Below are 25,396 nucleotides of genomic sequence, written 5' to 3'. Positions count from 1 at the left end.
CAGATCCTCATCGCGCCTGCACTGTCGCGGAGTGGGTAGCAGGTACTCTAGGCGAGAAGCTTCAGGGCAGTGTCCCAGTTAAAGTGCTCATGCTCGGGATTCACTTGCAACGCCATGATCAGGAGCATAAACGCTTCCAGTTCGCGGGCCCAGCGGAGCGGCCCCACATCGATTGGACGCATACCTGACCGGGCAACTGCGGCGCTGACCTTTTCTTTTGCGGCCTCCGAATCGCCAGCGATGAAAACATCGAGTGGCTGGCCAGCGACGGTACCCACGACGAGAGTCTTTGGGAATGTTGTGTTGAACGCTTTCACAACTTCGGCCCGACCTTCAAGCATGGTTGCGGTCTCTTCCGCGGCTGAGGAGCCAGGCGACGTTGTCAGTCGGTCCATTGTCGTGTAGTCGACAGGATTGCTGATGTCAACTACCACTTTGCCGTCGAAACCGTCACCGTATTCGAGGAGAACCTCTCTGGTCGCTCCGTGGGGCACTGCAAGAATCACGACATTGCTCGTGATTGGACTGCCCATATATGCGCCGGATGCCCCGGGTCCGAGGGACTCTATGAGATCCCTCATCTGAGAGTCGTTCCTTCCAATAATCCGGACGTCGTGTCTGCCGGCGAGTAACCGGGTCGCAATGCCGCGGGCCATATGACCGCTGCCGATGATGTCAATTTCGGTCATGATCTCGCCTTTCAGTGCCCGATCAGCCGATTGGGCCGGGCATCTGCGTTTTCAAAATATGGATGACGGGTCTCTGCAGCAGCACCAACTAGATTGCCGCGCTGCTTGGGATCCCGGCTGCGTGTGGCTCGACCCGATGTCATGATTTCCGCTCTCGCCCAGCACGCAATTTGCGGACAAGCATCGGCTACTTCCGGCTTTGTTCAGGGCGTGGAACGTGCTTTCCCACTAGACGTACAGGCATGAGCATCAGGGTCGCACGCCCTGGATCCTTTCATAGACTGAAGCGGTACCTGAGGCCTTGACCATCTCCCCTCCTCACGGCGTGGCATGGCTAGCCGCGTGAAACGTGTATCTTCTTCTGGGGAGTTTCCTCGTCTTTCTGGGGAATTGGGGCCCGGACCTCTAGCACCCCATCCTTGTAGGTGGCGGTAATGTCTTCACCTTTTACTCCTCTTGGGAGGGGTACGCTACGGAAAAAAGAGCCGTAGCGGAACTCGGAGCGGTAGCTCTCCTTGTCCTTCTGCTCAGACTTCTCCTGCCGCTCCGCACGGATATGAAGTTGGTCATTAGCTAGTGATATTTGCACATCCTTCTCAGGGTCAATACCAGGAAGCTCCGCCCGAACAGTCAGCACGCCTTCTTTGGCTTCTTCCTCGACCCGGATCATCGATTTCTCCGCGTCGCTTTCAAAGAACCGCCGGAATGGTTCCATCAGCTCAAACGGGGAGCGGCGCTCAAACGGGGACCACCTCGACAAATCACTCATGTCATCATCTCCTTAGGACCAACCGACGGCACGGGCCCTGCCTCGTGCCGTCGGTCAACTAATGCCCCCTTGAATACGTGGAAGTCTAACGTCCCGCTTGTCTTTCAGGAAGAGGACTAGGAGATACGGCCTCCCTGCTTGGCAGGTCCTCTCGTGCAGCCCATAGCGCAGCAGCAGTAACCTGGATGTAGGGGCAACCGGGGCACCGTGTAGGTCTCGTTCGCCCCGGAGGTCCCGCGGCGGTCGGTACGTCGATTGGGCCGGCTTCGGGGCGCCTGGCTTGAACGCTTTCGATTATCTATCCTCCCGAACCGGTTGATCACTCTTGAGAGTTCGTAGCCGGCCGCCAGCATCAGCCCAACGTGCTGGGCAGCCTACAAATGTACCCTCGGTGTCTGCCCGGGACGTGGGCGCGTCGCTAGAATGAAGCCCTGGTATTGGCTGTGATCGCCGACGAAGACGATTTGGCCAACTCCACTCGTAGTCAACCAGGATCGGTGAAGACATGCGTGCGTGGTGGATAAATCAAGCGGACCAGGCCGGCCACCACACCGGGCGGCCACTGGTTCTTGGCACACGTCCTGACCCCTCCACGGGTGCAGGCGACTTACTTGTCCGAGTGCATGTATGTGGTGTTTGCCGTACCGATCTTCATTTGGCTCAGGGGGAACTCGCGCCTAAGAGACCCCGTGTAGTGCCCGGTCACGAAGTGGTGGGCGACGTCGTTGAGCTGGGGCCAGGATGCAACCGCTTCGCGATCGGAGACCGGGTGGGAATTGCGTGGCTGCGCGGCACGTGCGGAAGTTGCCGCTTTTGCCTGCGCGGAGATGAAAATCTCTGCCTTAGTCCGCGATTCACTGGTTGGGATGACGACGGAGGCTACGCCGAATTTACAACTGTGCCCGAAAAATTCGCGTATTCCGTGCCCGAGGTGTTCTCCGACAATGAAGCTGCACCGCTTCTATGCGCGGGGATCATAGGCTACCGGGCACTGCGCAGGTCGCAGATCAAACCCGGCGGCAAACTCGGCATCTACGGTTTCGGGGCCTCTGCTCATCTCGCCGCCCAAGTGGCTATGTATGAAGGTGCCGATGTATACGTCATGACCCGGTCTCCCGAAGCCCGGCGACTGGCTTCGGAGCTAGGTGCCGTATTCGTCGGGGATGCATACGACGAACCACCGGAGCCACTCGACTCAGCCATCCTCTTCGCACCTGCCGGGAACCTTGTTCCGGTGGCGCTAAGAGGTCTGGACCGTGGCGGGACATTGGCGATAGCAGGGATATACCTCAGCGATATTCCGCCATTGAATTATGCAGCCGACCTCTTCCAAGAACGCCAAGTGCTGAGTGTGACGGCGAACACGCGGAGAGACGGCGCTGATCTTCTGGCCATTGCAGCGCAAATTCCGCTACGCCCTGCCGTCACAGCCTACGACTTTACGGAAGCCGACCAAGCGCTGTCGGATCTATCTGCAGACCTCGTGACCGGGGCCGCCGTATTGCAGGTATCCAGGCACGATGCCCAAGCGTTCTGATTCCGATGGTGGAGCCGTGGCTGCGGCCCATCCGGCTGACACCCCGAAATTGCCTCCGCGACACACTCGCTCACCTACGTTAGCGGGCACACTCTCCCCGTTCGATGCCGTGATCTTGGACTTGGATGGCGTCGTCACGGATACGGCTTCAACTCACCGCATTGTCTGGAGAAAGCTGTTTGAAACCGTTCTTGCCGATCCAAGGGTGCCGCAAAAGGCTGCATCCGCCGAATTTCGGGACAGCGACTACTTCACGTTCATTGATGGGCGGCCAAGGGAGCAGGGCGTCCTTGGATTCCTGGCCTCCCGCCATGTCGAGATTCCTTTGGGATCCCCTTCGGACCCCCCGGGGGCTTGGACAGCGTTTGGTTTCGGTGGAACTAAGAACATCCTGTTCCTCGAAGAACTGCGGCGGAACGGGGTGAGGGCTTTTCCGGGAACCGTTGATTTTATCGCCCGACTCCGCGAGGGCCGGGTGCCTATCGCTGTCGTGAGCTCAAGCCGGAACGCGTCAGCGGTGCTCGCTGCAGCCGGCCTCGACGGCAGTGTGGATGTACTCGTCGACGGCGCCCTAGCCGCGGAATTGCAGCTGCCGGGCAAACCCGATCCCGCAGTTTTTCTTGAGGCTGCTCGAAGATTGAAAGTACGGCCGGCCCGTACGGCAGTGGTGGAAGACGCTGTCGCCGGGATCTCAGCTGCCCGCCAGGGAGGGTTTGGGCTCGTGGTCGGAATTGACCGCGCCTCGCAGCGTGAAGCGCTCGAGCAAGCCGGCGCCAACGTTGTGCTGCACGATGTGGCCGAACTCGATATTGGGCTGGTCCTGACTCATCCCTGGCGGCTGGTCTATGACGGATTTGATCCATGGCACGAAGGTCACAGGGAGGCGCTGACAACTCTTGGCAACGGACGTATGGCGATTCGGGGGGCCGCGCCAGAAGCGCGCGCTGATTCAGTGCACTATCCCGGCACTTATCTCGCCGGAATCTACAACAGACTTGTCCACGTGGTGAATGGTGAGAAGAGCGAGGGCGAGCATATGGTCAACTTGCCCAACTGGCTTCCCCTGGATCTCCGGTTCGGCGCGGGAGGGTGGTGGTCTGAAGGTGGGCTAACGCGCAAACGAGAGCACAGGGAACTGGACATGAGAAAGGCGGTTCTTTCCCGGCGCGTCCTGTTGCAGGACAACCAGGGGTTGGAGCTGGAAGTTACCCAGCGACGTATAGTCTCCATGGCCCAGCCTCATCTGGCATTGCTGGAAACAACCCTGACGCCGCGCGGCTGGAGCGGTCCCGTTCAAATCAGAACCGGCATCGATGCCATGGTCGTAAACGATAACGTGCCCGAAGATGCAGAACTGGGGAACCGTCACCTGGAGATTCTTACGATAGAAACGCAGGCGAACCTCGAAACGGTGCAAGCGATAACCGTGCAGAGTCAAATACGCATCGCCTTGGCGGTGCGTGTCTCGTTCACGGGTGAGCCAAGTTCAATGGTCCGCAGTCTTCCGGCCTCAACTCGGGCCTCGTCTGCCGAGAGGAATCCGCCGTGGCTGCAGAATCACCAGGCCAACGCATCGGACGGTAAATCCTTGGTGGTCTGCAAAACAGCCGCCATGGTCAGCTCCCGGGATAGAGCAGTGTCTTCCCCATTGACCGGCGCCTATGCTGTGCTGAGGAGGACACCGGAGGACTTCGAAGCAGCAGTCGCCTCCCACGAAACCTCCTGGAAGCACTTGCTTGACTTGTTCACCTTCGATCTTCATGCCGATCGAGAAACACAGCTCGTGCTCAACTTACATGTCTTTCACCTGCTGCAAACACTCACACCGCATACAGCTGATCTTGATGTAGGAGTACCTGCCCGAGGACTCCACGGTGAAGGGTACCGCGGCCATATCTTCTGGGACGACCTCTTTGTCCTGCCTCTGGTGACCTCTCGTCTCCCATCGGTCACTCGCTCGCTCCTGGATTACAGATGGCGCCGGCTGGACACGGCCAGAGACGCTGCCCGAGCGGCGGGACTTGCTGGGGCGCTGTTCCCCTGGCGTAGCGGAAGCGACGGCAGCGAGGAAACACCACGATGGCTTTACAACCGCTTTTCAGGCAAGTGGATGCCTGATCATTCGCGGCTACAACGCCACGGCAGCCTGGCCGTGGCCTACAACGTCTGGCAGTATTTCGAAGCAACTGCCGACCGGGACTGGATGTTGAGCCACGGGGCGGAAATCATCGTTGAAGTAGCCCGGCTGTTCAGCTCAATGGCGAAGCGCGACAGGCCCGACGGCAGATTCCATCTGCGGGGCATCATGGGCCCGGACGAATACCACGATGGTTATCCGGAGCATCCGGGCGAGGGCCTAGACGATAACGCCTACACAAACGTAATGGCTGCTTGGGTTTGTTCTCGTCCCTCAAAGATAATGGAAGCATTTCGCGGCCGAGACCGCCGGGATCTGCGCAAGAGGCTCGGTATTACTGGTGCTGAACTGGATCATTGGGATTCTCTGGCCCGCCTTATGTACGTCCCTTTCCACAACGGGATCATCAGCCAGTTTGAGGGATATGAACGGTTGCAGGAACTCGACTGGGAGCACTACCGCCGGGCTTACGGCAATATCGAGCGTCTTGACCTAATCTTGGCAACCGAAGGCAGCAGTACCAACCGGTACCGACTGTCCAAGCAGGCCGACGTCCTGATGCTCTTCTACATCCTGGGCGAAGACCAGTTGGCGCGCGGTCTGCGGAGGATGGGTTACGAAGTGACACCGGATCAATTGCGAAACACCGTGGACTACTATTCGCAGCGCACGGTGCACGGCTCTACTCTTAGCCGGGTGACGCATGCATCCGTCCTGGCCGCGTCCGATCCCGCGCGCGCCTGGACCACCTTCCGCGATGCCTTAAACGCAGATCTGGACGACACACAGGGAGGCACGACACGCAACGGTGTTCATCTAGGTGCCATGGCAGGCACGATTGACGTCATCCAGCGCAGTTTCGCCGGGCTGAGGATGAGCGCGGGCACCCTGATCTTCGCCCCGTGCCTGCCCGCCGAACTCCGGAAAGTCTCGTTCCATATCCGCTACCGTGACCAGCTTCTGGAGGTAACCCTGGAGCGCTCAAAGTTAAAGGTGGAAGCCACCGCGGGCCCGGCAGCACCGATTCGCATCCGGGTCGGAACAGATGTCACATATTTGGAGCCGGGCAGCACCGTTGAGATGGAAGTGCCTAGACCACGGCGCCTCGATGGCGGTGCCTGATCCTCTTGTAAAGGTAATCGGCAAAGAGGACCGCCGGTATGGCCAACAATCCTGTCAGCAGTCCGGCCACCGTGGGAGGCGCATGCCCGAGCATAGCTGCCACCGGCCCTATGAACAGGAATGCAATCAAGGCCAGCAACTCCACAGCAACGGCCCATAGCAACAACCGGTTTGTTGCCCAGCCTAGACGCCACGGCGGTACGGACTCGCTACGGCAGGCGAAGGCATTTGCCCATTGAGCCAAGACAACGGTGGTAAAGGCAGCCCCGGATGCCGCTGCCAAGACACCAACGTCAGGGAAAGGAAAGCCAGGGCGCCACCCGGCCAGCCAGAGAGTCACTGTGAATGCAGCCATTTCGCACACTGCTTCAACCGGTCCCAGTATCGCGAAGACCCGGATCATCAGGGCAGAATCCATCAGGTGACGTCGTTCCGGCGGTCGCTGCAGTATTCGCGGGCCGGCGCGTTCACTGCCCAGCGCCAAGGCTGGCAGCAGGTCGGTGCCTATGTCCAGGAAGAGGATTTGCATTACTCCCAGCGCCAGCGGGAAATTCCCGCCGGACAGCGCCCAGACAACAAAGGGTGTGAGCTCGGCGACGTTGTCGGTGAGGTGATACGTGAGGAAACGGCGGATGTTTGCGTACGTTGCCCTTCCCTGCTCAACTGCTGCGATTATGGTGGCGAAGTCATCGTCCAGCAGCACCAGGTCAGCAGCTTCCCGAGCCACGTCGGTTCCGCTGGCTCCCATTGCCACGCCGATGTCCGCCTCTTGAAGTGCCGGGCCATCGTTGACACCATCGCCGGTCATCGCCAAGACGTGACCGCGCAGTTGCAGGGCCCGCGCGACCCTCAATTTTTGCTCCGGGGAAACGCGGCTGATCACCGCCCCGTCGTGGTCCAGCAGCGCCCCAAGCAGATGACCATCGTCCGGCAGGTCCTTCCCCTCTACGACGGTTCTGTCCGGTCGCAGCAGTCCGATTTCGGCGGCGATCGCGGCCGCAGTCGTAGGGTGGTCACCAGTGACCATCGCAACCTTGATACCTGCCATCCGTGCCTTCTGCAGTGCCTCGGCAACTGATTCCCGCGGCGGATCGTGGAGGCCCACCAGCCCAAGCAAGGTTAGGTGCTGTTCATATTGGCCCGGTTCGTCCGGCCATCGCTCTACCAGGCCGGTACCCGGAAGGGTACGTTCTGCCACTGCCAGTACGCGGAGCCCTCGCCCGGCCATGTCTTCCAGGGCCGAGCTGCAGGTTCGCAAGTCCGTTGAGGGCACGCACAAGGGCAATACGTTCTCCGGTGCACCTTTGACGAGCAACTCGCTGCCGACTGCTACCGATTCGCGTCTGCGCACGGGATCGAAAGTCCAACGGAACTGTACCTGGTCGTCATCCAGGTCCTGGGCGTCCGCCAAGCGCCGGGCGAGGGCATCCAAGGCGGCCTCCATCGGGTCACCATCGGCACTCCATTGCCCCTTTTGCAGCACGGCTCGTCCCCGCGATGCTGCCCTCGCCGCACGGGCCAGTCGACGTGCTCGTTGTACTGCCGCTTCGCCGCCGATAATTTCAGCGGTGGGCGTGTATCCTTCCCCGCGCAGCCGGACCATCCCGTCCGGGGTCCAGACTTCTACAGCACTCATACGGTTCTGAGTCAGCGTGCCGGTCTTGTCGGTGCAAATGAATGTCGTCGATCCCAAGGTCTCCACGGCCTCCAGATGCCGCACCAACGCGTTTCGCCCCGCCATGCGCTGCGCACCCATTGCGAGGGACAGCGTGACCGTCGGCAACAAACCCTCCGGAATCAGCGCAACTGATACTCCGACTGCGAACAGAAAAGCGTCCCGCCAGGATGTTCCCGCCAGCAACGAGACGGCGAAAAACAGGCCTCCAAAGCTAAGTGCAACCGCTGAAATTATCCGGACGACGCGGCGCAGTTCCTTGTGCAACGGGCTTTGGGGCGGTCGAGCCTCCGCGGTCAAAGAGGCGATATCCGCGAGCCTCGTCCGTCGCCCGGTGGCGGTGACCAAAGCTTCGGCGTTCCCATTGACAAGGAATGTCCCCCCGTAGCCCACGTCTCCGGGGTGTTTGGCCACTGGCTCGCTCTCGCCGGAGAGCATCGATTCGTCAACGGTGCAGGCTTCCGCAACCGAGAATTCCAGATCGCCGGGAATTCTGTCCCCCGCAGTCAAGAGGACTACATCCCCCCGGACAACTTGTGCGGCTTCGACCTTCATCGGGCGTCCGTCCCGTCGCACCATTACGTGCGCTGGCAACATCGCCCGAAGCTTCGAAGCAGCCCGCTCGGCCCTCGCTTCCTGTGCGAAGGCGAAGACACCATTGATGATGACGACAACGATGACAGCCACACCAAGTTGTGGCATCCCGGCCACGAAAGCCAAGGCTGCCGCGACCCACAACAGTAATGCAAAGAAATGAGTGAACTCGGCAGCAAACCGACGCCAACGCGGATCAGTTTGCACTTGTGGCAGCGTATTGGGGCCGTCCATCGCCAGCAGCCGGGCAGCTTCCTCCGCCCTGAGTCCTGTAACCGCCGTCATGGGATCACGGCATTGCCTTAGACGGAACTGCTTCCGGTTGGAAGCCCCTGCCCCTTGCGGTCCGGTGCGGCGCGGAGAGCGATCTGAGGGCGTTTATAATTGTCACGAGGTCGACAAATTCCTGGAGCAGCGCACCAGCTATGGCCGGGATGTATCCGAGAAAAGCGGCGACCATCAGGCCAATGCTGAGGATCATTCCCACCCATATGCTTTGCAGCGCCACATGCACGCTCCGCCGGCCGATTTCCACCGAGTCAGCGACTTTGGACAGATCATCCAGCATGATCACCACGTCCGCAGTCTCGCTGGCTGCCGTACTCCCTCTGGCGCCCATCGCGACGCCAATATCAGCCGCCGCCAGCACCGGAGCATCGTTCACCCCGTCGCCGACCATCATGACCGGTCGTCCTGGAATCATCCTGACCATCTCAACTTTGTCAGTCGGAGTGCACTCAGCCCGCAACTGGTCAATACCGACTTCTGCTGCGACATGTTCGGCGGTTTCCCGGGCGTCGCCGGTGAGCATCAAGGTGTCGAGTGCCCCCATTTGCCGCAGCCTCTCCAGCGTGGACACCGCTTCTGGGCGGACCTCGTCCCTCATCACGAGTGCACCGGCGTAGACGCCGTCGACAGCCACGTACACGGCCAGTTGTCCACTGGATAGCGCCGCCTTCTCCATGGACGTTGCTTGTTGGCCCACAAAGGCATATTTTCCAACGCTCACCGTGTGACCGGAGAAGGCAGCTTGAACCCCTTGAGTGGCCGTTTCAGATGCCTGGGCAGCTGGTTGCAGGAGGATTCCTCTCCGTTCGGCTTCCATCATCACCGACGAGGCAAGGACATGGGATGAGTACTGTTCGGCAGATGCAGCCAGCGACAGAAGCTCATTTTCGTGGAAGCGCGGCGGGTTGCCGGCGAGTCTGATTTCGGCAAGCATTGGCCGGCCCCCGGTAAGGGTTCCGGTCTTGTCGAAAGCCACTGTTTTCACGCGGCTGAGCCTCTCCAGAGTTCCGCCGTTCTTAATGATGATCCCTGCCTTGGCTGCCCGGCTCATTCCGCCGACGAAGGCTACCGGCGCGGCAATCAGGAGCGGGCATGGAGTGGCCACGACAAGCACTTCGGCGAACCGCCTGGGTTCACCGCTGACCCACCACGCTGCTCCGGCAAGCAGCAGCGCAAACACGGTGAACGGTACGGCATATCGGTCAGCAAGACGGACGACTGGAGCTCTGCTAGCAGACGCTTCGCGCACAAGCGCGACAATCCTGCTGTACTGGGAATCACCGGCTGCCGCGGTTGCTTTCATGCGAACCGCTGTCTCCCCATTGATCGAGCCGCTCAGTACGGGGTCACCGGCCGTCCTTTCAACAGGAAGGCTTTCCCCGGTCAGCGTCGATTCATCGAGTGAGGCAAACTCCGATGCAAGAAGTCCATCAACCGGAACAACCTCAGAGGGACGAACGACCAGCACGTCCCCCGGCTGGACCTCATCGACCGCCACGTTCTCGATTGTTCCCCCGGGAACTTCGCGATGCGCGGTCTGCGGTGCCAAGTCCAGGAGCGCGGTCAATTCCCGCTGCGCGCGGCCCTGCGCGTAGTCCTCCAGCGCCTTGCCTCCGGAGAGCATCAACACGATGATCAGCGAAGCAATATATTCCCCGACGGCCACGGTGCTGACCACCGCTGTTATCGCCAGCAGGTCTATTCCCCACCGCCCTCCGGCCACCGCCCGAACCATTCCAACGGCCAATCGGGCCGCGACGAACAGAGCGAAGAGACTCGCCGCCCATTGCGCCGCGGACTGCGCTCCGGTTGCAAGCAGGACTCCCACTGCTAGCAAGCACGCCACCGTCGCAACCACCAGTGGGTACCGATGAGCAATCGCCATGAATCCCTCCGAAGATCGGCGGCTTCAGGTGCAACGGGAGCAACACTGACTCCCTGCCAGCACTTCTACTCCACCGGGCCACTCCAGCGATTGGCAGCGCAGCCCCCAACTTCAGAAACAACCGCTTCCACCAAGTATCCACTCGGCAGCCCACATATGGGAGTCTCATCGATACCCGAATTCTGGCGGCTGAGGCAAAGGTCCAGCACCTGCCTCTTGCGGTTGAACCAGCTTTCCGTTGGGACGCGCACCCCCGTTGATCGGAAAGACTTCGAGATAACTCGATGGTCCGCCGATTGGTGATGTAACGCACCACGCCTGTCGAAAGGACGCGCTCGGACCCGGCAGTACGGACCGTGCTCTTCGGCTACTGAACGTCCGAATTTGGTGGCGGAAGCCCCATGCTTCGATCTTCATCGATACTCTCGACACCATCGATCTTCCGCACAGCCATCAACTCCTCGGCTTTCACGGAGCCAGTTATGACGCCGACGGTGGAAAGCACCCCCTCGATCTTCATGCCTTGAGCCGCCAATTGTTCGGCGATTCTGCCCGTATCGCTGATGCGCTCGTGCCGCACAGTCACGATGATGTGCATGGAACCATGGTAGATCCCTCGCGTTTGTCCGGGCGGGCGGGAGCAATCCGTGCCACTCGTCCTTCGGAAGGGGCAAGGTTTTTGTACCGGGGCGGTCTTCGTGCTCTCAAGCGCCGCAAAGGCCAAAGTGTCCTTTAGCTTTCCATTGACGCTGTGTCTTTAGGCCTAGTGTTCCTGCGATGCCGCGAGTAGATTGAGTGCCGATACCGGCCAGCCATTGTGGAGGCTCGAGTGAGGCAGAATTCCAGGCTGAGAAAGATCATCATCGGAGTTGACGGGTCTGATGCTTCCTTAGAAGCGCTCCGACTGGGCCGAAGCCTCGCGGAGCCGGTGAACGCGCAGATTGAGGTCATCACATGCTGGACGTATCCACAAGTGTTCGGCAAGTACATTATGGACGGCTTTGAAATCTATAAGGAAACCGCCGCCAAAGTACTTGATCAATCGGTCTCACGTGTCTTCGGCCCGGAGCTGCCGCGGGATGTCAGGACACGGCTTGTTGAGGGCAACGCGAAAGTCTCGCTAATCGAGGCCAGCGGGGGTGCGGACATGCTCATCCTCGGCAGACGCGGCAGCGGCGGGTTCAGCGGACTCCATATAGGATCGGTCAGTTCCTCATGTGTGGCGCACGCAGAGTGTCCGGTGTTGGTAGTGCCAGCGCCGGACTCACGCGAAAGTGACTGACGCCGCCTGAGCCAGGACGGGGAGACATCATGGAACAGCGCTATGCGGTGTGGTTCGAGGAGACCGGGCTCCAAGACATTGGAGTCGTTGGGGGGAAGAACGCGTCGCTTGGCGAAATGCTCCGTGCCTTGACCGATGGAGGCGTTCTAGTCCCCGACGGATTCGCCACGACAGCGGTGGCATATCGAGAGTTCCTCTCGGCAAACGACCTTGAAGTTCCCATCCGAGAGCAACTCGACCTCTACAAGGGAGGCGAGATACCGTTGAGCGCAGCTGGGCGAACCATTCGCCGGCTCTTCCTAGCGGGCAAGTTCCCGGAAGAGATGACCAAAACCATCCTGGACTTTTATCATGAGCTCGGGACACGCGCCGGGATCATTGATCTTCCCGTGGCCGTGCGCAGCAGCGCAACAGCTGAAGACCTGCCCGACGCCAGCTTCGCCGGGCAACAGGAAACATTCCTTAACGTCATCGGGGCCGAAGCCCTGCTGGACGCCTGTCGACGGTGCTTCGCGTCGTTGTTCACGGACCGCGCCATAAGCTATCGCTCAGTCAAAGGATTCGACGACCTGGACGTTGCTCTCTCCATCGGCATCCAACGCATGGTCAGGGCCGACGCCGGAGCCTCAGGTGTCATGTTTTCGCTGGACACCGAGACCGGCTTTCCTGACGCGGCGGTGATCAGCGCAACATGGGGACTGGGCGAAACGGTGGTCCAGGGCACGGTCAACCCGGATAAGTACGTGGTCTTCAAACCCCTGCTGACGACGCCAGGCTGCTTCCCCATCATCGAAAAAACACGCGGCGCTAAAGAACGAAAACTGATCTATGGCCGGGGCGGCACGGCTCGCACCCGCATGATTGAAACCACTGAGAGGGAGCAGACCTCCCTGGTTCTTGCCGACGACGAGATACTGCAATTGGCACGATGGGCCGGAATCATCGAAGAGCACTATGGCTGCCCCATGGACATGGAATGGGCCAAGGACGGCCTCACAGGCGAACTGTTCATTGTCCAAGCCCGCCCGGAAACCGTCCAGGCCACGCGCAGCAACACCGTCTTCACCACCCGCCGCCTCATCGACCGGGGCCCGCTCCTTGCAACGGGAGCCTCCATTGGTGACTCAATCGCAACTGGACGTGCGTGTGTTATCCACGACACCGCCGAGATCGACCGTTTCCGTGACGGCTCCATACTGGTTACGGAAATGACCGACCCCGATTGGGTCCCCATCATGCGCCGCGCCGCCGGAATTGTCACGGAGCACGGCGGACCCACCAGCCACGCGGCCATCATCAGCAGGGAACTGGGAGTGCCGGCGGTCGTCGGCACCGGAAACGCCACGGATGCCATTTCAGACGGGATGATGCTCACCATATCCTGCGCAGAGGGCGATGAAGGCCACGTCTACGAAGGAGCACTGGAGTTCGAAACCGAACAGATCGATCTACAGGCCCTGCCGGAAACGAAGACCAGTCTCATGGTCAACGTCGCCAGTCCGTCCTCTGCCTTCAAGTGGTGGAGACTGCCCGTTGACGGGGTCGGACTGGCCCGGATGGAATTCATCATCAATGACCTCATCCGCATCCACCCCATGGCCCTGGCTGAGCCGGAACGTGTCACTGATGCACTCGAAGTGGAGCAGATCAGATCCCTCACCCGGGCCTACAAGGAACCCCGTGACTACTTCGTCCACACGCTCGCATCAGGGCTGGCAAAGATCAGCGCACCCTTTTACCCGAACCCCGTGATCGTGCGGCTGAGCGACTTCAAAAGCAATGAATATGCCCGTCTACTTGGAGGCAGGGCCTTCGAGCAGTCAGAGGAGAACCCTATGCTCGGGTTCCGGGGAGCGTCCCGTTACTACAACGAACGCTACCGTCAAGGATTCGACCTTGAGTGCCAGGCGCTGAAACGGGTACGGGAATACCTCGGCTTCCGCAACATCATCATCATGGTCCCGTTTTGTCGGACGGTAGCCGAAGCCGATCGGGTTCTGGAAGTTATGGCAGAGAACGGTCTGGCACGGAGCGAAGCCGGGCTGCAGGTCTACATGATGTGTGAGATCCCATCCAACGTCATCCTGGCCTCGGAGTTCGCCACACGATTCGATGGATTCTCCATCGGCTCCAACGACCTAACCCAACTCGTTCTCGGTGTAGACCGTGACTCCGAACTGCTGGCTCCGCTGTTCGACGAACGGGACGACGCCGTCAAGCACATGATCCAAGACGTTATTTCCCAAGCCCATCACGCCGGAATCAAGATCGGCATCTGTGGGCAAGGCCCCAGCAACCACGCAGACTTCGCCGCGTTCCTCGTCGATCAGGGAATCGACTCGATTTCCCTGAACCCCGATACAGTACTGAAAACAATTCCAGTCATTGCAGCCGCTGAAGACAGGAGGGACCAATCATGAACAGCCAGGCACGGAGAAAAATCGTCGTAGGAGTGGACGGGTCCGACCACTCGATCCACGCGCTTAGAGAAGCCCGGAGATTCTCAGAACTCCTCGAAGCCCCGATCGAGACAGTCACAGCCTGGCAGTATCCTCCGACGTATGCTGGCCATACGGTCGGCATATGGAACCCGGATGAAGACGCCAAGGATGCCCTCAACGAGGCGTTGGCCAAAGCCTTTCCCGACGGAACGCCGGCCAACTTGGAAAAAACTCTGTCTCCAGGCCATCCCGCTCATGTCATCTTAGAGGCGGGAAAGAACGCCGGACTGATCGTGGTCGGCTGCCGTGGCAGAGGAGGATTTACCGGTCTGCTGCTCGGCTCGGTCAGTTCCGCAGTCGCTGCCCATGCCCACAGCTCGGTCCTGGTCACTCATATGGAGCATCACGGGCATCCCTCCAACACCTATTGACTCTGAGCTGAGGTCACCGTCGATGGCCGGCCTTCGCTGCGCATACGGCGTCTACCGGTCTGTGAGCAGCAGTGCAGGATCTGGCACTGGTTCCCTACCTATGTTCGGAGTAGGCTCGCCGCCATGGAAAACAAGCCTTCAACGCCTACGACCGAGGCCCTGAACGCCGATGACTGCTGGAGGGTGCTGATGGGGGTCTCGTTGGGGCGACTCGCTGTCTGCGTCGATGAACGACCGGAGCTTTTTCCGCTCAACTTCCGAACGGACCAGGAAACCATTGTCTTCAGGACCGGTCCGGGCACCAAACTTTCAGCGGTACTGGATGGATCTCCTGTGGCATTGGAGGCGGACGGGATCAATTCACGTACTAATGCCGCTTGGAGCGTCGTCGTCAAGGGGCATGCGACGGAGGTGGACCAGACTGACGAATTCCTCGCCACTATCGCCCAGCTCCTTTTCCCATGGAACCCTGGAAAGAAGGACCACTTCGTCCGCATCACTCCTGATGCAATCACCGGTCGCCGGTTCACCATTGCACTCCCGCAGACGTGGGACATCACTCTGGACGCCGCCACCAGAGCCGGATTCGAATAAGGAAGTCCTGTGCCTGTCAAGATGAAGTTGAGGATGTGTGCCCCAGCGTTAGGACCCAAGGATAGGTCACGACGATCATACTGGTCCGGAAGTAGCTAGGTGTAGTCTCCATGGACGTTAGGTACGTCCGGCGTGGCTGAGTGACATGAAGAAGACCTCCGGGTGAGGTGGAGCTTGTCTAGAGTTCACTTCTCACCGGAGGTCTTCATGTCCCACCCTAACGCCTTCCTCGCGCCCAAGGGCCGTCTCGAGCTGGCCAAGTGCATCGTCAAGGACGGTTGGACCTACCGCCGGGCTGCTGAGCGATTCCAGGTCTCGGTCAGCACAGCCAGGCGGTGGGCAGTCCGCTTCCGCGAAGACGGCGAAGCCGGGATGGAAGACCGCTCCAGCCGGCCCCATACCAGCCCGGGGCAGACGCCGAGGCGGCGTGAACGCCGGATCATCGCTTTGCGGGTTAACCGGCGGTGGGGACCGGACCGGATCGCCTACAAGCTCGGCATGCACCCGTCCACCGTCCACCGGGTACTCTCGCGATACCGGTTGGCGAAACTTACCTGGCAGGACCGGGCCACCGGACGAGCCATCCGCCGCTACGAACACGAGTATCCCGGGGACCTGGTGCACGTGGACATCAAGAAGCTCGGCCGGATCCCTGACGGCGGAGGACACAAAGTCCTTGGCCGCGGGGCAGGGAGGAAGAACAAGACCGGAACGGACGCCAACCGCCGGCCCGGCTATGCCTACCTGCATAACGCCGTCGATGACCATTCCCGGCTGGCGTACACCGAGATCCTCACCGACGAGAAGCAGGAAACCGCAGCAGGCTTCTGGGAACGGGCCAACGCCTTCTTTGAGTCCTGCGGCGTCACGGTCAAACGGGTGCTCACCGATAACGGATCCTGCTACCGTTCGAAGCTCTTCGCCAAGGCACTCGGCGCGGGGATCAGGCACAAACGCACCAGACCATACCGGCCGCAGACCAACGGCAAGGTCGAACGCTTCAACCGCACGATGCTGGAGGAATGGGCCTACGCCAAGCCATACGCATCAGAAACCGAACGCACCGCGGCCTTCGGAGCCTGGCTACACGATTACAATCACCACAGAGGCCACACCTCACTCAAAGGTCAGCCACCAGCCAGCCGCGTACCCAACCTCGCTGGAGACTACAGCTAGGCCGCATTCTTGGACGATGAAGGCGGCCACGAAAAGGAACGAGCCAATCATCCTCGTGACGGCTGCCCCAACGTCTCTTTATAGTCGGCAAGTGCACGGACCAGGGCGCGTGATCCTCGTCTATCCGGCGTGCAACACAGCCGGCCGACGTCGTATGACTCGGCAGCCGACCTTGCGGACCTCGTCGGTCCATAGAACTGCGGAGGCCAAAGCGACGCAGACGCCCCAGTGTAGGACGTCCATTGACGCCGTCCCGAAGGCCTGCTGCAGCACCGGCACTTCCACGACGGCCAGCTGAAGTGCCACCGCGACTACAACCGCTGCCCAAAGCCACTTATTCGCGAAGGGACGGTGAAAGGCGCTGAAGGTTTCCGACCTGGAGTTGAAGGCATTAAACAACTGCGCGAAAACGAGGGTGGTAAACCCAGCGGTACGGGCCACTTCCAGAGAATCGTTTCCTTCTACAAGCCCACCTGGCAGAAAGACGTCAATACTCAGCAGCGACACCGCTGCCATGACCAGCCCGATTGAGAAGATGCTGGACCACATTCTCAACCCGATAATGCTGTCTGTGATTCTGCGGGGTTGGCGTGCCATGACGTCACCTAACTCCGGGTCGACGCCCATGGCCAGTGCCGGTCCTGCATCAGTGACGAGGTTAATCCATAGGATCTGGGTAGCCAGCAACGGAACGGCAATGTTCTCATCGGTGGCACCGCCCAGACCGATGGCACCGGCGAAGACGACTCCGAGGAAGACCGTCAAGACTTCGCCCATGTTGGAGGACAGCAGATAGCGCAGGAACTTTTCGATATTCGCGAAGATGACCCGCCCCTGACGGACTGCGGAGACTATGGTGACGAAATTATCGTCAGTCAGGATCATCTTGGCTGCCTCCTTCGTTACCTCCGTACCCGTAATACCCATGGCAATGCCAATGTCTGCCGACTTGAGTGCCGGCGCGTCATTGACGCCGTCACCCGTCATGGCAACCACATGGCCTTGAGCCTGCAACGCGTCGACGATCTGAAGCTTGTTGTGCGGAGCCACGCGGGCATAGACGGAAACGGAACCGGTGATTAGACGCAGGCCCTCCTCACCCAGCTCATCCAACTCTGCGCCGGTCGCAGCCTTATCCCCCTGTTGGGCTATCCCCAAGTCATTGGCCACGCGCAGGGCAGTTCCTGGGTGGTCACCGGTAATCATCACCACCCGAATCCCTGCCCTCCGCGCCTCGGCCACTGCTGCTGCGGCTTCCTCGCGGGGCGGGTCCATAATGCCGGCGACTCCGAGAAACACGAGCGAGACCTCGTCGGCCTCTTTTAGCACATCTGGTTCTTGAAGGTCCCCCTCGGTGAATAGGCGGGAAGCCACACCCAGGGTTCGAAAACCCTCGGCCGCGAGTACCTCTACGTCGGCCAGCACTTTGTCCTTGCGCACCCGGTCGAAAGGTACAACCTCATCACCGATCTGCAGCCCGGTGCAGCGCTGCAGAAGCACATCCGGCGCACCTTTCGTGACCAGCGACAGATTACCGACATGCTTATTACGTGCAAGTGCCGACATCAGCTTCCGCTCGGACGTGAAAGGAAGTTCTCCCAGCCGCTCGTACCCACGCACGCGCTCCGCTGCTGCGCCCATTTTTCGGGCTCCCACCAAGAACGCAGCGTCAGTCGGGTCTCCCTGGATCTCCCACTCACCATCTCGCTCCTTCAATTGGGCGTCGTTAGCAACCGCACCGCCGGTCAGGACCAGACTCGCCTCGTACAGCGCGGCAGGGTGGTCTGCTTCCCGACCGTTAACGAGAACATCTCCCTCGGGCCGGTATCCGGTGCCTGTTAGTTCGACCTGTCCTGAGGCTGTGATGATCCGTCTTATGGTCATCTCGTTCCTGGTCAACGTTCCGGTTTTGTCTGCGGCGATGACCGAGGCAGAGCCCAAGGTTTCCACTGCGTGGAGCTGCTTCACGATAGCGTTGCGTCTGGCCATGTGCTGGACTCCAACCGCCAGCACGACCGATAGAATTGCCGGCAGTCCTTCGGGCACGGCGGCCACCGCAAGTGAAATCCCCAGCAGCAGCACGGTCCTCAGATCGTCAATGGACGATACTCCGTTGACGAGCACGATGGTCGCCATCACGACGACGGCGATTCCGATCACCGTCGCGCCCAACACCCGGCTGACGCCCGAGATCTCCTTTTGCAGGGGCGTGGGCTCTGCTTTCGTCCGTTCCAGGAGGCCTGCAATGGCACCGACTTCGGTATCCATTGCCGTTCCGGTCACGACGGCACGACCCGTCCCTTGGACAACTGCCGTCCCCCTGTACACCATGTTCCGGCGGTCACCAAGCGGGACGACTCCTCCCAGTGTCCGGGGATCCTTTGTGACGGGCTCGCTCTCACCTGTCAGCGGGGCTTCGGAAATGCGTAGCTGATTCACTGCGACTAATCTGGCGTCAGCGCCCACGGAGTCGCCCTCGCTGAGTACCAGGATGTCGCCGCGGACCAGATCGGCGGAAGGAATAACCTTGCGTTCAAGATTGCGCAGGACCGTCGACGAAGCCGATGTCATCGATCGCAGGGCCGCTGCGGCGTTTGCCGCTTTGTGTTCCTGCGCCAGGCCCAGAGCGGCATTGAGCAACACGACTGCCGCGACGACAATCGCATCCACCGGCGCACCGGCAGCACCTTCTGCTATCCATGCCCCTGCTGCAATCACGATGGCAGCAAGCAGCAGATAGACCAGCGGGTCCTGAAACTGGGCCAGGACCTTCCGCCATACCGGGGTCGGAGGGGCGGAGCGCAGTTCGTTGGCACCGTCAGTTTTCAGTCTGCATGCTGCTTCATCCGGAGCCAGACCGGTTGCCGGATTTACGCCGAAGGACGCCAGGGCATCGGCCGCCCCGCGCAAGTGCCAGCCAGCGGGCGCAGTAGATCTGCGATCTTCTGGAGAGGACACCGAAGAACTCCTCGACGATAAAAGCGGCAACACGGACGCCTCGACGGTAAAGGTACCGGTTCCACCGGGGCAGCGTCCATGTTTTTCGTCCTCAACTGACGTTGCCGCCCGGACCTCAGAGCGGTAAGAGGTATCCGATACCCGCGCGGAGAGCTGCCCCGGATCAATCCGTTCGTTTGCCCAGGGTGCATAGTTGTTGCCACATGCTCCGTAGCATGGGCAATCGACTGGTCCCCTTGACTGCGCCGTTTGCGGCGAGCACACTAAACTGCGGAGCCGTGTGACGTCGCGGCAGCGGGAATCGAGCGCTTCATGAGTTGGCCAACCATAAGTAAGAATGTTGACGCCTTTCCCGTGCAGCCGAATCTTCTCGACTACGCGGCCGTGCGTGCCGGTTTCACCTGGGCCGAGGCGCGGACCGCATTATCCGGCCTGCCGGGCGGCCGGGGTATAAACATCTCCTATGAGGCTGTCGACCGTCATGCTGCCGGAGCACGCGCCAGCGCCGAGGCCTTGCGCTTTATTCAGGCCAATGGCAGCAGCACTTCGATGACTTACGCGGCATTGGCCGAGCAGACGAGCCGGTTCGCTAGTGTTCTGCGAGGACTGGGCATTGGTCGCGGGGACCGTGTCTTTTCAGTGTTGGGCCGTATTCCCGAGCTGTACATTGCTGTGCTGGGCACCTTGAAGAATGCCAGCGTCTTCTGCCCCCTCTTTTCCGCGTTCGGCCCGGAACCGATCCGGATGCGGCTGCAGCTGGGCAGTGGCCGGGCCTTGGTCACGACCCGGGCGCTGTACCGCAAAAAGGTGAGTCAGCTCCGTGCATCGCTGCCTGACCTGCGGCATGTTCTACTGATCGATTCCGACGGGGATCCGGAGCCCGGCACACTGGACCTGGCACGGCTGATGCTCGAGGCAACGCCCTACGGAGAAACAGCGGCGACAGCGCCCGAAGACATGGCGTTGCTCCATTTCACCAGCGGGACTACGGGTAAACCCAAGGGTGCGGTCCACGTGCATGACGCCGTCGTGGCACACTACGCCACCGGCCGTTATGCCCTGGACCTGCACCCGGCAGACATCTACTGGTGTACCGCAGACCCGGGATGGGTCACCGGCACGTCCTACGGCATCATCACACCGCTGGTACATGGCATCACAACCATCGTCGACCAGGAGGAAATGGATCCCCTCCGGTGGTACCGGATCCTGACTGAAGAGCAGGTCAGCATCTGGTACACCGCGCCCACAGCGCTGAGAATGCTCATGAAATCCGGCTCCGGGGAAGCCGTCCGGCCTGACTTTCCGGCGCTGCGGTTCATCGCCAGCGTCGGAGAACCGCTCAATCCCGAGGTTGTGATGTGGGGCCAGAAGGCCTTCGGCCAGCCGGTGCATGACAACTGGTGGCAGACCGAAACCGGCGGGATCATGATCGCAAACTTCGCTGCGATGCCCATCCGTCCTGGCTCGATGGGACGACCGCTGCCCGGCGTCGACGCAGCGCTCGTTGCCCGCGACGAGAACGACAAACCGGTGATGCACGAAGGAACGGCTGTGCTGGTCAATGACCCGGACGCCGTGGGCGAGCTCGCGTTGCGTCCGGGCTGGCCGTCCATGTTCCGCGGCTACCTCGGCGAAGAGGAGCGTTACCGCCGCTGCTTTGCCGGGGGCTGGTATCTCACCGGGGATCTGGCCAGACGCGACTCCGACGGGTACTACTGGTTCGTTGGCCGCGGGGATGACGTCATCAAGTCCTCCGGCCACCTGATCGGACCCTTCGAGGTGGAGAGCCTGCTGATGGAACATGAAGCAGTGGCGCAAGCGGGCGTCATCGGTGTGCCGGACCCAGTCGCCGGCGAGGTGGTCAAAGCCTTCGTGGAACTGCGCCCAGGCTGGGATCCGGACGAGGCTCTGCGACGGGACATTATCGGCTTTGCCCGAAAGCGCTTGGGCACCGCGGTCGCGCCGCGCCTGCTTGATTTCACCGCCGCGCTGCCCAGGACCCGGAGCGGAAAGATCCTCCGGCGCTTGCTCAAAGCCCGCGAGTTGGGCCTGCCCGAAGGAGACACTTCGACGGTGGAGGTGCAAGGATGAGCGACCAGCTCGCCAGGCTGAAGACTGACTCGGACACACAACGGGCGCGTTTCTTGCTGCATCAGATGTTGAGGGTCAGGCGGCTCGAGGAAAAGTGCGTCGAACTCTACAGCGCAGCCAAAATCCGTGGCTTCCTACACGTCTACATTGGTGAAGAGGCCGTGGCTGCAGGAGTCACGGCCGCGCTTGAACAGGACGACGCCGTCGTGGCTACCTACCGCGAACACGGCCACGCGCTACTTCGGGGCGTGTCTGCTGGTTCCATCCTGGCCGAAATGTATGGCAAGGTGCAGGGGTGTTGCCGCGGAAGGGGCGGCTCCATGCACCTGTTTGATGCGGCCACGCACTTCTATGGCGGAAACGCTATCGTGGCCGGCGGGCTGCCGCTAGCCACCGGGCTGGCCCTGGCAGACCACATGGCCGACCGTTCACGTGTGACCGTGTGCTTTTTCGGCGAAGGGGCCGCCGCAGAGGGGGAATTCCACGAAAGCCTCAACTTGGCCGCACTGTGGCAGCTACCGGTACTGTTCTGCTGCGAGAACAACCTGTACGCCATGGGTACGGCTTTGGGGCGCTCACAGTCCCAGACGAACCTGGCGCTGAAAGCGGCCGCCTACGAGATCCCGGCCTGGGCCGTAGACGGCATGGACGTACTTGCCGTCGAAGAGGCCGCGCGGCGGGCCGTTGACGCTGTCCGAGGCGGCAGCGGGCCGCACTTTTTGGAGCTGCGCACTTATCGATTCCGGGCCCACTCGATGTTCGACCCGGAACGCTACCGCGACAAAGCCGAAGTTGCCGGATGGTCCGAACGCGACCCGATCCTCCTGCTGCGGACTGCGCTAGAAGCCCGAGATGGGTTGCCTGAAAAGGACTGGGCGGCGTTGCAGCATGAAGTTGACGCGGAGGTCGAAGAAGCCGTCCGCTTCGCCGAAGCCGGCACCCCGGAGCCGGCCAGCGACCTCTTGCGCTTTGTCTACAGTGAACGGGAACAGCCATGAAAACCACTTACCGCGAGGCGATGCGCGCCGCGATACGCGAGGCCTTGCTCCGCGATGACAGGGTCTTCCTCATGGGCGAGGACGTGGGGGCCTACGGCGGATGCTTTGCCGTCAGCCTTGGATTGTTCGAGGAGTTCGGACCGGAAAGGATACGCGACACGCCTCTGTCGGAATCGGCGTTCGTCGGTGCGGGAATCGGCGCGGCGTTGGGCGGCATGCGTCCGATCGTGGAGATCATGACCGTTAACTTCAGCCTGCTGGCCCTGGATCAGATCATGAACAACGCCGCCACACTCCTGCATATGTCCGGCGGACAATTCAACGTGCCGCTGGTGATCCGGATGACCACGGGTGCCGGACGCCAGCTCGGTGCCCAGCACTCCCACAGCCTTGAAGGGTGGCTGGCGCACATCCCGGGCCTGCGTATCCTCACCCCGGCAACCTTGGCCGATGCGCGAGGGATGCTGTGGACCGCGCTGGAAGATCCTGACCCTGTACTGATCTTTGAACACGGCTCTCTGTACAACGCCCAGGGCGATCTCGATGATGACGCTGGAGCGGTCGATGTAAGCGCGGCCGCCATCCGCAGGCACGGAAGTGACGTCTCGCTTATCACCTACGGTGGCACCCTACCTACCGTCCTCGAATCGGCGGACCAGCTGGCCACGGAAGGCATCGACGCTGAAGTTCTGGACCTGCGTACCCTGCGCCCGTTGGACGATGACGCGATACTGGCCACCATCCGCAGAACGCACCGAGCGGTGGTGGTCGATGAAGGCTGGCGCAGCGGCAGCATCTCGGCGGAAGTGAGCTCCCGCATTACGGAGGCTGCTTTCTTCGACCTGGATGCACCAGTTGCGCGGGTCTGCAGCGTGGAGGTGCCAATCCCCTATGCCAAGGACCTTGAGCTGGCCGCCCTGCCGTCTTTGGAAGACATCGTCGTGGCTGCTAAAGATGTGGTCGGTGCACATGGGTGAGTTCCGCATGCCCTCGCTTGGCGCAGACATGGAGCAGGGACGGATCGTTGAATGGTTGGTCAAGCCGGGTGACTACGTCCAGCGCGGCGACCTGATGGCCACGGTAGACACCGAGAAGACGATGATGGACGTGGAATCCTTCGAAGAAGGCGTCGTCGCCGAACTGCTGACCGACGTTGGGTCAACCGTGCCGGTAGGAACCCCTCTGGCCCGCATTGCGCAGACCCCGGCCGCCGGCGCCGCGCCCCCAGAAACGGCACCCCCACCAATCACTGCGCCGTCGGCGCACGTTCCAAGACCGGCGCCGCCACGTGCCGCCTCCACCGCTCCCCCAGTGCGCAGTCTCGCCCACCGCCTCGGCATTGATCCCGCCCAAGTTCACGGAACTGGGAAGGACGGCGCGGTCACCCGCGCCGACGTGGAACGCGCAGCAGCCGACCAGACACATCGAGCGGAGGCTGTCCGAACTGAATCCGGCCGGATCCGCTCCTCACCCCGGGCCCGGCGCATCGCAGCCGAACTTGGTCTACAACTCGCGTCCGTTCCAGGAACGGGCCCCTCTGGTGCAGTGACAGAGGCGGATGTGCGCCATGCCGCGGGAGTTCCGGGCCCTGAGGCTGGCGCGCAGCATGCAGAGCCTCCGCCGGCCCCGCGGACCGAGGATGCGCACGTTCGCCCGGAGCGGCGCGAGGCACCTCAGCGGATAGCAGGCCTTCGCCGGAGCATCGGTGCGCTCATGTCGCGCTCTAAGAAGAGCATTCCCCACTACTATCTAAGCAACACTCTGGACCTGCAGGAGGCCCTGGCATGGATGCAACGGGTCAACGCGCAACAGCCTGTAGCCTCACGGCTGGTTCCATCTGCCCTCCTGCTCAAAGCTGCCGCACTGGCCGCCCGGGACGTGCCCGAAGTCAACGGATTCTACACGGACGGCAAGTATCAACCCAGTACCGCCGTCCATCTGGGTGTTGCAGTCGCCCTTCGCCAAGGAGGGATCGTTGCCCCGGCCATCCATGATGCCGACACACTGCCCCTTGACCTGCTGATGGTGCAGCTGCGGGACCTTGTCAATCGGTCACGGGCAGGCCATCTGCAGCGGACTGAGATGGCAGATCCTACCATCACCGTGACAAACCTCGGCGACCTCGGAGTCGAAAGCGTCTACGGCGTCATCTACCCGCCTCAGGTGGCCATGATCGGTCTGGGCAGCATTGTGGAACAGCCCTGGGCGCAGAATGGCATGCTCGGGGTGCGGCCTATAGTCACTGCCACGCTGTCAGCCGACCACCGGGTCAGCGACGGGCTGCGTGGAGGCCGCTTCCTCACACGAATGGGAGAACTGCTGCAGAAACCGGAGGAGCTATGATCGAAAACGATGCCCGCGCCGCCGTAAGCGCAGCAATAGCGCAGGTGGCACCGGATATAGTCACCGAGGACCTCGACGACAAGGCACGGCTGCGCCAGGACCTCGAACTGGATTCACTGGACTTCTTGGCCCTGATCGAAACGCTCGCCCAGACCACAGGCGTCGACACCCCGGAAAGCGACTATGGCCAGGTCACAACGGTTGCGGATCTCATCAACTATGTTGCCGCCCGAGGGTAGCCAGCCCCTAAGACAGAATTCTCGCTGGCCCAGTTTCGTGTGCTTGAAGCCGGCGTAGACGTGGAGCCCCCGTCGGAACGTAGGTTGAATTCCGGGGGGCCTTGCTGCCGGCCAACGTCTCGACCAGGAACGAGAACCCGGAGT

Annotated in this window: 18 protein-coding genes; 12 read left to right on the top strand and 6 right to left on the bottom strand. The window is 61.2% G+C overall.

The window, feature by feature from the left end:
* Positions 1-47: 47 nt before the first annotated feature.
* Positions 48-689, bottom strand: coding sequence for an NADPH-dependent F420 reductase (locus MNQ99_RS09610; RefSeq protein ID WP_241912791.1), 642 nt, complete (start codon positions 687-689; stop codon positions 48-50).
* A gap of 334 nt (positions 690-1,023) precedes the next feature.
* Positions 1,024-1,458, bottom strand: a complete 435-nt coding sequence (locus MNQ99_RS09605; RefSeq protein ID WP_241912790.1) for an Hsp20/alpha crystallin family protein — start codon at positions 1,456-1,458, stop codon at positions 1,024-1,026.
* Positions 1,459-1,963: 505 nt separating this feature from the next.
* Here MNQ99_RS09605 and MNQ99_RS09600 point away from each other — a divergent pair.
* Both MNQ99_RS09600 and MNQ99_RS09595 read left to right on the top strand, forming a co-directional pair.
* Entirely contained in the window at positions 1,964-2,995 is a 1,032-nt protein-coding gene (locus MNQ99_RS09600) for a zinc-dependent alcohol dehydrogenase family protein (protein WP_241912789.1), read from the top strand.
* On the top strand, positions 2,979-6,254 hold the full coding sequence (locus tag MNQ99_RS09595; RefSeq protein ID WP_241912788.1) for an HAD-IA family hydrolase: 3,276 nt from the start codon (positions 2,979-2,981) through the stop codon (positions 6,252-6,254). Before MNQ99_RS09600 ends, MNQ99_RS09595 begins: the two co-directional genes overlap by 17 nt.
* Here the strand turns inward: MNQ99_RS09595 and MNQ99_RS09590 are convergent.
* The 3 genes from MNQ99_RS09590 to MNQ99_RS09580 all read right to left on the bottom strand — a co-directional run bounded on the left by MNQ99_RS09590 (position 6,223) and on the right by MNQ99_RS09580 (position 11,294).
* Positions 6,223-8,808, bottom strand: a complete 2,586-nt coding sequence (locus MNQ99_RS09590) for a cation-translocating P-type ATPase (RefSeq protein ID WP_241912787.1) — start codon at positions 8,806-8,808, stop codon at positions 6,223-6,225. The genes MNQ99_RS09595 and MNQ99_RS09590 overlap by 32 nt on opposite strands.
* 4 nt (positions 8,809-8,812) lie before the next feature.
* Positions 8,813-10,696: a heavy metal translocating P-type ATPase gene (locus MNQ99_RS09585; protein ID WP_241912786.1), complete on the bottom strand. Its 1,884-nt coding sequence runs from the start codon at positions 10,694-10,696 to the stop codon at positions 8,813-8,815.
* Between the two features lie 367 nt (positions 10,697-11,063).
* Positions 11,064-11,294, bottom strand: a complete 231-nt coding sequence (locus MNQ99_RS09580; RefSeq protein WP_241912785.1) for a hypothetical protein — start codon at positions 11,292-11,294, stop codon at positions 11,064-11,066.
* A gap of 231 nt (positions 11,295-11,525) precedes the next feature.
* Here MNQ99_RS09580 and MNQ99_RS09575 point away from each other — a divergent pair, with 231 nt between their 5' ends.
* The 5 genes from MNQ99_RS09575 to MNQ99_RS09555 all read left to right on the top strand — a co-directional run bounded on the left by MNQ99_RS09575 (position 11,526) and on the right by MNQ99_RS09555 (position 16,620).
* Positions 11,526-11,978: a universal stress protein gene (locus MNQ99_RS09575; protein WP_241912784.1), complete on the top strand. Its 453-nt coding sequence runs from the start codon at positions 11,526-11,528 to the stop codon at positions 11,976-11,978.
* A gap of 29 nt (positions 11,979-12,007) precedes the next feature.
* On the top strand, positions 12,008-14,398 hold the full coding sequence (gene ppsA, locus MNQ99_RS09570) for a phosphoenolpyruvate synthase (RefSeq protein ID WP_241912783.1): 2,391 nt from the start codon (positions 12,008-12,010) through the stop codon (positions 14,396-14,398).
* Complete coding sequence (locus tag MNQ99_RS09565; protein WP_241912782.1) at positions 14,395-14,850, top strand: universal stress protein; 456 nt, start codon at positions 14,395-14,397, stop codon at positions 14,848-14,850. The genes ppsA and MNQ99_RS09565 overlap by 4 nt, the downstream gene beginning before the upstream one ends.
* 123 nt (positions 14,851-14,973) lie before the next feature.
* Positions 14,974-15,444, top strand: coding sequence for a pyridoxamine 5'-phosphate oxidase family protein (locus MNQ99_RS09560; protein WP_241912781.1), 471 nt, complete (start codon positions 14,974-14,976; stop codon positions 15,442-15,444).
* 207 nt (positions 15,445-15,651) lie between these two features.
* Complete coding sequence (locus MNQ99_RS09555; protein ID WP_241912780.1) at positions 15,652-16,620, top strand: IS481 family transposase; 969 nt, start codon at positions 15,652-15,654, stop codon at positions 16,618-16,620.
* Between the two features lie 120 nt (positions 16,621-16,740).
* Here the strand turns inward: MNQ99_RS09555 and MNQ99_RS09550 are convergent, their stop codons facing one another.
* On the bottom strand, positions 16,741-19,578 hold the full coding sequence (locus MNQ99_RS09550; RefSeq protein WP_241912779.1) for a cation-translocating P-type ATPase: 2,838 nt from the start codon (positions 19,576-19,578) through the stop codon (positions 16,741-16,743).
* Between the two features lie 312 nt (positions 19,579-19,890).
* On the opposite strand from MNQ99_RS09550, the gene acsA reads away from it, so the two are divergent.
* Genes acsA through MNQ99_RS09525 form a run of 5 tightly spaced genes read left to right on the top strand, consistent with a single transcriptional unit; the run spans position 19,891 to position 25,252 of the window.
* Positions 19,891-21,672 carry an acetate--CoA ligase gene (gene acsA / locus MNQ99_RS09545; protein WP_241912778.1) on the top strand — a complete coding sequence of 594 codons (1,782 nt, stop codon included), beginning with the start codon at positions 19,891-19,893 and terminating at the stop codon, positions 21,670-21,672.
* The gene (pdhA, locus tag MNQ99_RS09540; RefSeq protein ID WP_241912777.1) at positions 21,669-22,670 is read left to right on the top strand and encodes a pyruvate dehydrogenase (acetyl-transferring) E1 component subunit alpha; all 1,002 of its coding nucleotides are present in this window, start codon (positions 21,669-21,671) and stop codon (positions 22,668-22,670) included. Before acsA ends, pdhA begins: the two co-directional genes overlap by 4 nt.
* Positions 22,667-23,647: an alpha-ketoacid dehydrogenase subunit beta gene (locus MNQ99_RS09535; RefSeq protein WP_241912776.1), complete on the top strand. Its 981-nt coding sequence runs from the start codon at positions 22,667-22,669 to the stop codon at positions 23,645-23,647. Before pdhA ends, MNQ99_RS09535 begins: the two co-directional genes overlap by 4 nt.
* Positions 23,640-25,013, top strand: coding sequence for a dihydrolipoamide acetyltransferase family protein (locus tag MNQ99_RS09530; RefSeq protein ID WP_241912775.1), 1,374 nt, complete (start codon positions 23,640-23,642; stop codon positions 25,011-25,013). Before MNQ99_RS09535 ends, MNQ99_RS09530 begins: the two co-directional genes overlap by 8 nt.
* The gene (locus MNQ99_RS09525) at positions 25,010-25,252 is read left to right on the top strand and encodes an acyl carrier protein (protein WP_241912774.1); all 243 of its coding nucleotides are present in this window, start codon (positions 25,010-25,012) and stop codon (positions 25,250-25,252) included. The genes MNQ99_RS09530 and MNQ99_RS09525 overlap by 4 nt, the downstream gene beginning before the upstream one ends.
* The last annotated feature ends 144 nt before the right edge of the window (positions 25,253-25,396 follow it).

The sequence above is a fragment of the Arthrobacter sulfonylureivorans genome, from assembly GCF_022637435.1.
GTDB lineage: Bacteria > Actinomycetota > Actinomycetes > Actinomycetales > Micrococcaceae > Crystallibacter > Crystallibacter sulfonylureivorans.
This window is presented reverse-complemented; position numbering and strand designations above follow the sequence as displayed.

Bases quoted from the DNA above. Each gene is read 5' to 3' on its own strand.
- MNQ99_RS09580 (WP_241912785.1), bottom strand. From the start codon at position 11,294: ATGCACATCATCGTGACTGTGCGGCACGAGCGCATCAGCGATACGGGC.
- acsA (WP_241912778.1), top strand. From the start codon at position 19,891: ATGAGTTGGCCAACCATAAGTAAGAATGTTGACGCCTTTCCCGTGCAG.
- MNQ99_RS09555 (WP_241912780.1), top strand. From the start codon at position 15,652: ATGTCCCACCCTAACGCCTTCCTCGCGCCCAAGGGCCGTCTCGAGCTG.
- MNQ99_RS09610 (WP_241912791.1), bottom strand. From the start codon at position 689: ATGACCGAAATTGACATCATCGGCAGCGGTCATATGGCCCGCGGCATT.
- MNQ99_RS09590 (WP_241912787.1), bottom strand. From the start codon at position 8,808: ATGACGGCGGTTACAGGACTCAGGGCGGAGGAAGCTGCCCGGCTGCTG.
- pdhA (WP_241912777.1), top strand. From the start codon at position 21,669: ATGAGCGACCAGCTCGCCAGGCTGAAGACTGACTCGGACACACAACGG.
- MNQ99_RS09530 (WP_241912775.1), top strand. From the start codon at position 23,640: ATGGGTGAGTTCCGCATGCCCTCGCTTGGCGCAGACATGGAGCAGGGA.
- ppsA (WP_241912783.1), top strand. From the start codon at position 12,008: ATGGAACAGCGCTATGCGGTGTGGTTCGAGGAGACCGGGCTCCAAGAC.
- MNQ99_RS09525 (WP_241912774.1), top strand. From the start codon at position 25,010: ATGATCGAAAACGATGCCCGCGCCGCCGTAAGCGCAGCAATAGCGCAG.
- MNQ99_RS09535 (WP_241912776.1), top strand. From the start codon at position 22,667: ATGAAAACCACTTACCGCGAGGCGATGCGCGCCGCGATACGCGAGGCC.
- MNQ99_RS09560 (WP_241912781.1), top strand. From the start codon at position 14,974: ATGGAAAACAAGCCTTCAACGCCTACGACCGAGGCCCTGAACGCCGAT.
- MNQ99_RS09595 (WP_241912788.1), top strand. From the start codon at position 2,979: ATGCCCAAGCGTTCTGATTCCGATGGTGGAGCCGTGGCTGCGGCCCAT.
- MNQ99_RS09600 (WP_241912789.1), top strand. From the start codon at position 1,964: ATGCGTGCGTGGTGGATAAATCAAGCGGACCAGGCCGGCCACCACACC.
- MNQ99_RS09565 (WP_241912782.1), top strand. From the start codon at position 14,395: ATGAACAGCCAGGCACGGAGAAAAATCGTCGTAGGAGTGGACGGGTCC.
- MNQ99_RS09605 (WP_241912790.1), bottom strand. From the start codon at position 1,458: ATGAGTGATTTGTCGAGGTGGTCCCCGTTTGAGCGCCGCTCCCCGTTT.
- MNQ99_RS09585 (WP_241912786.1), bottom strand. From the start codon at position 10,696: ATGGCGATTGCTCATCGGTACCCACTGGTGGTTGCGACGGTGGCGTGC.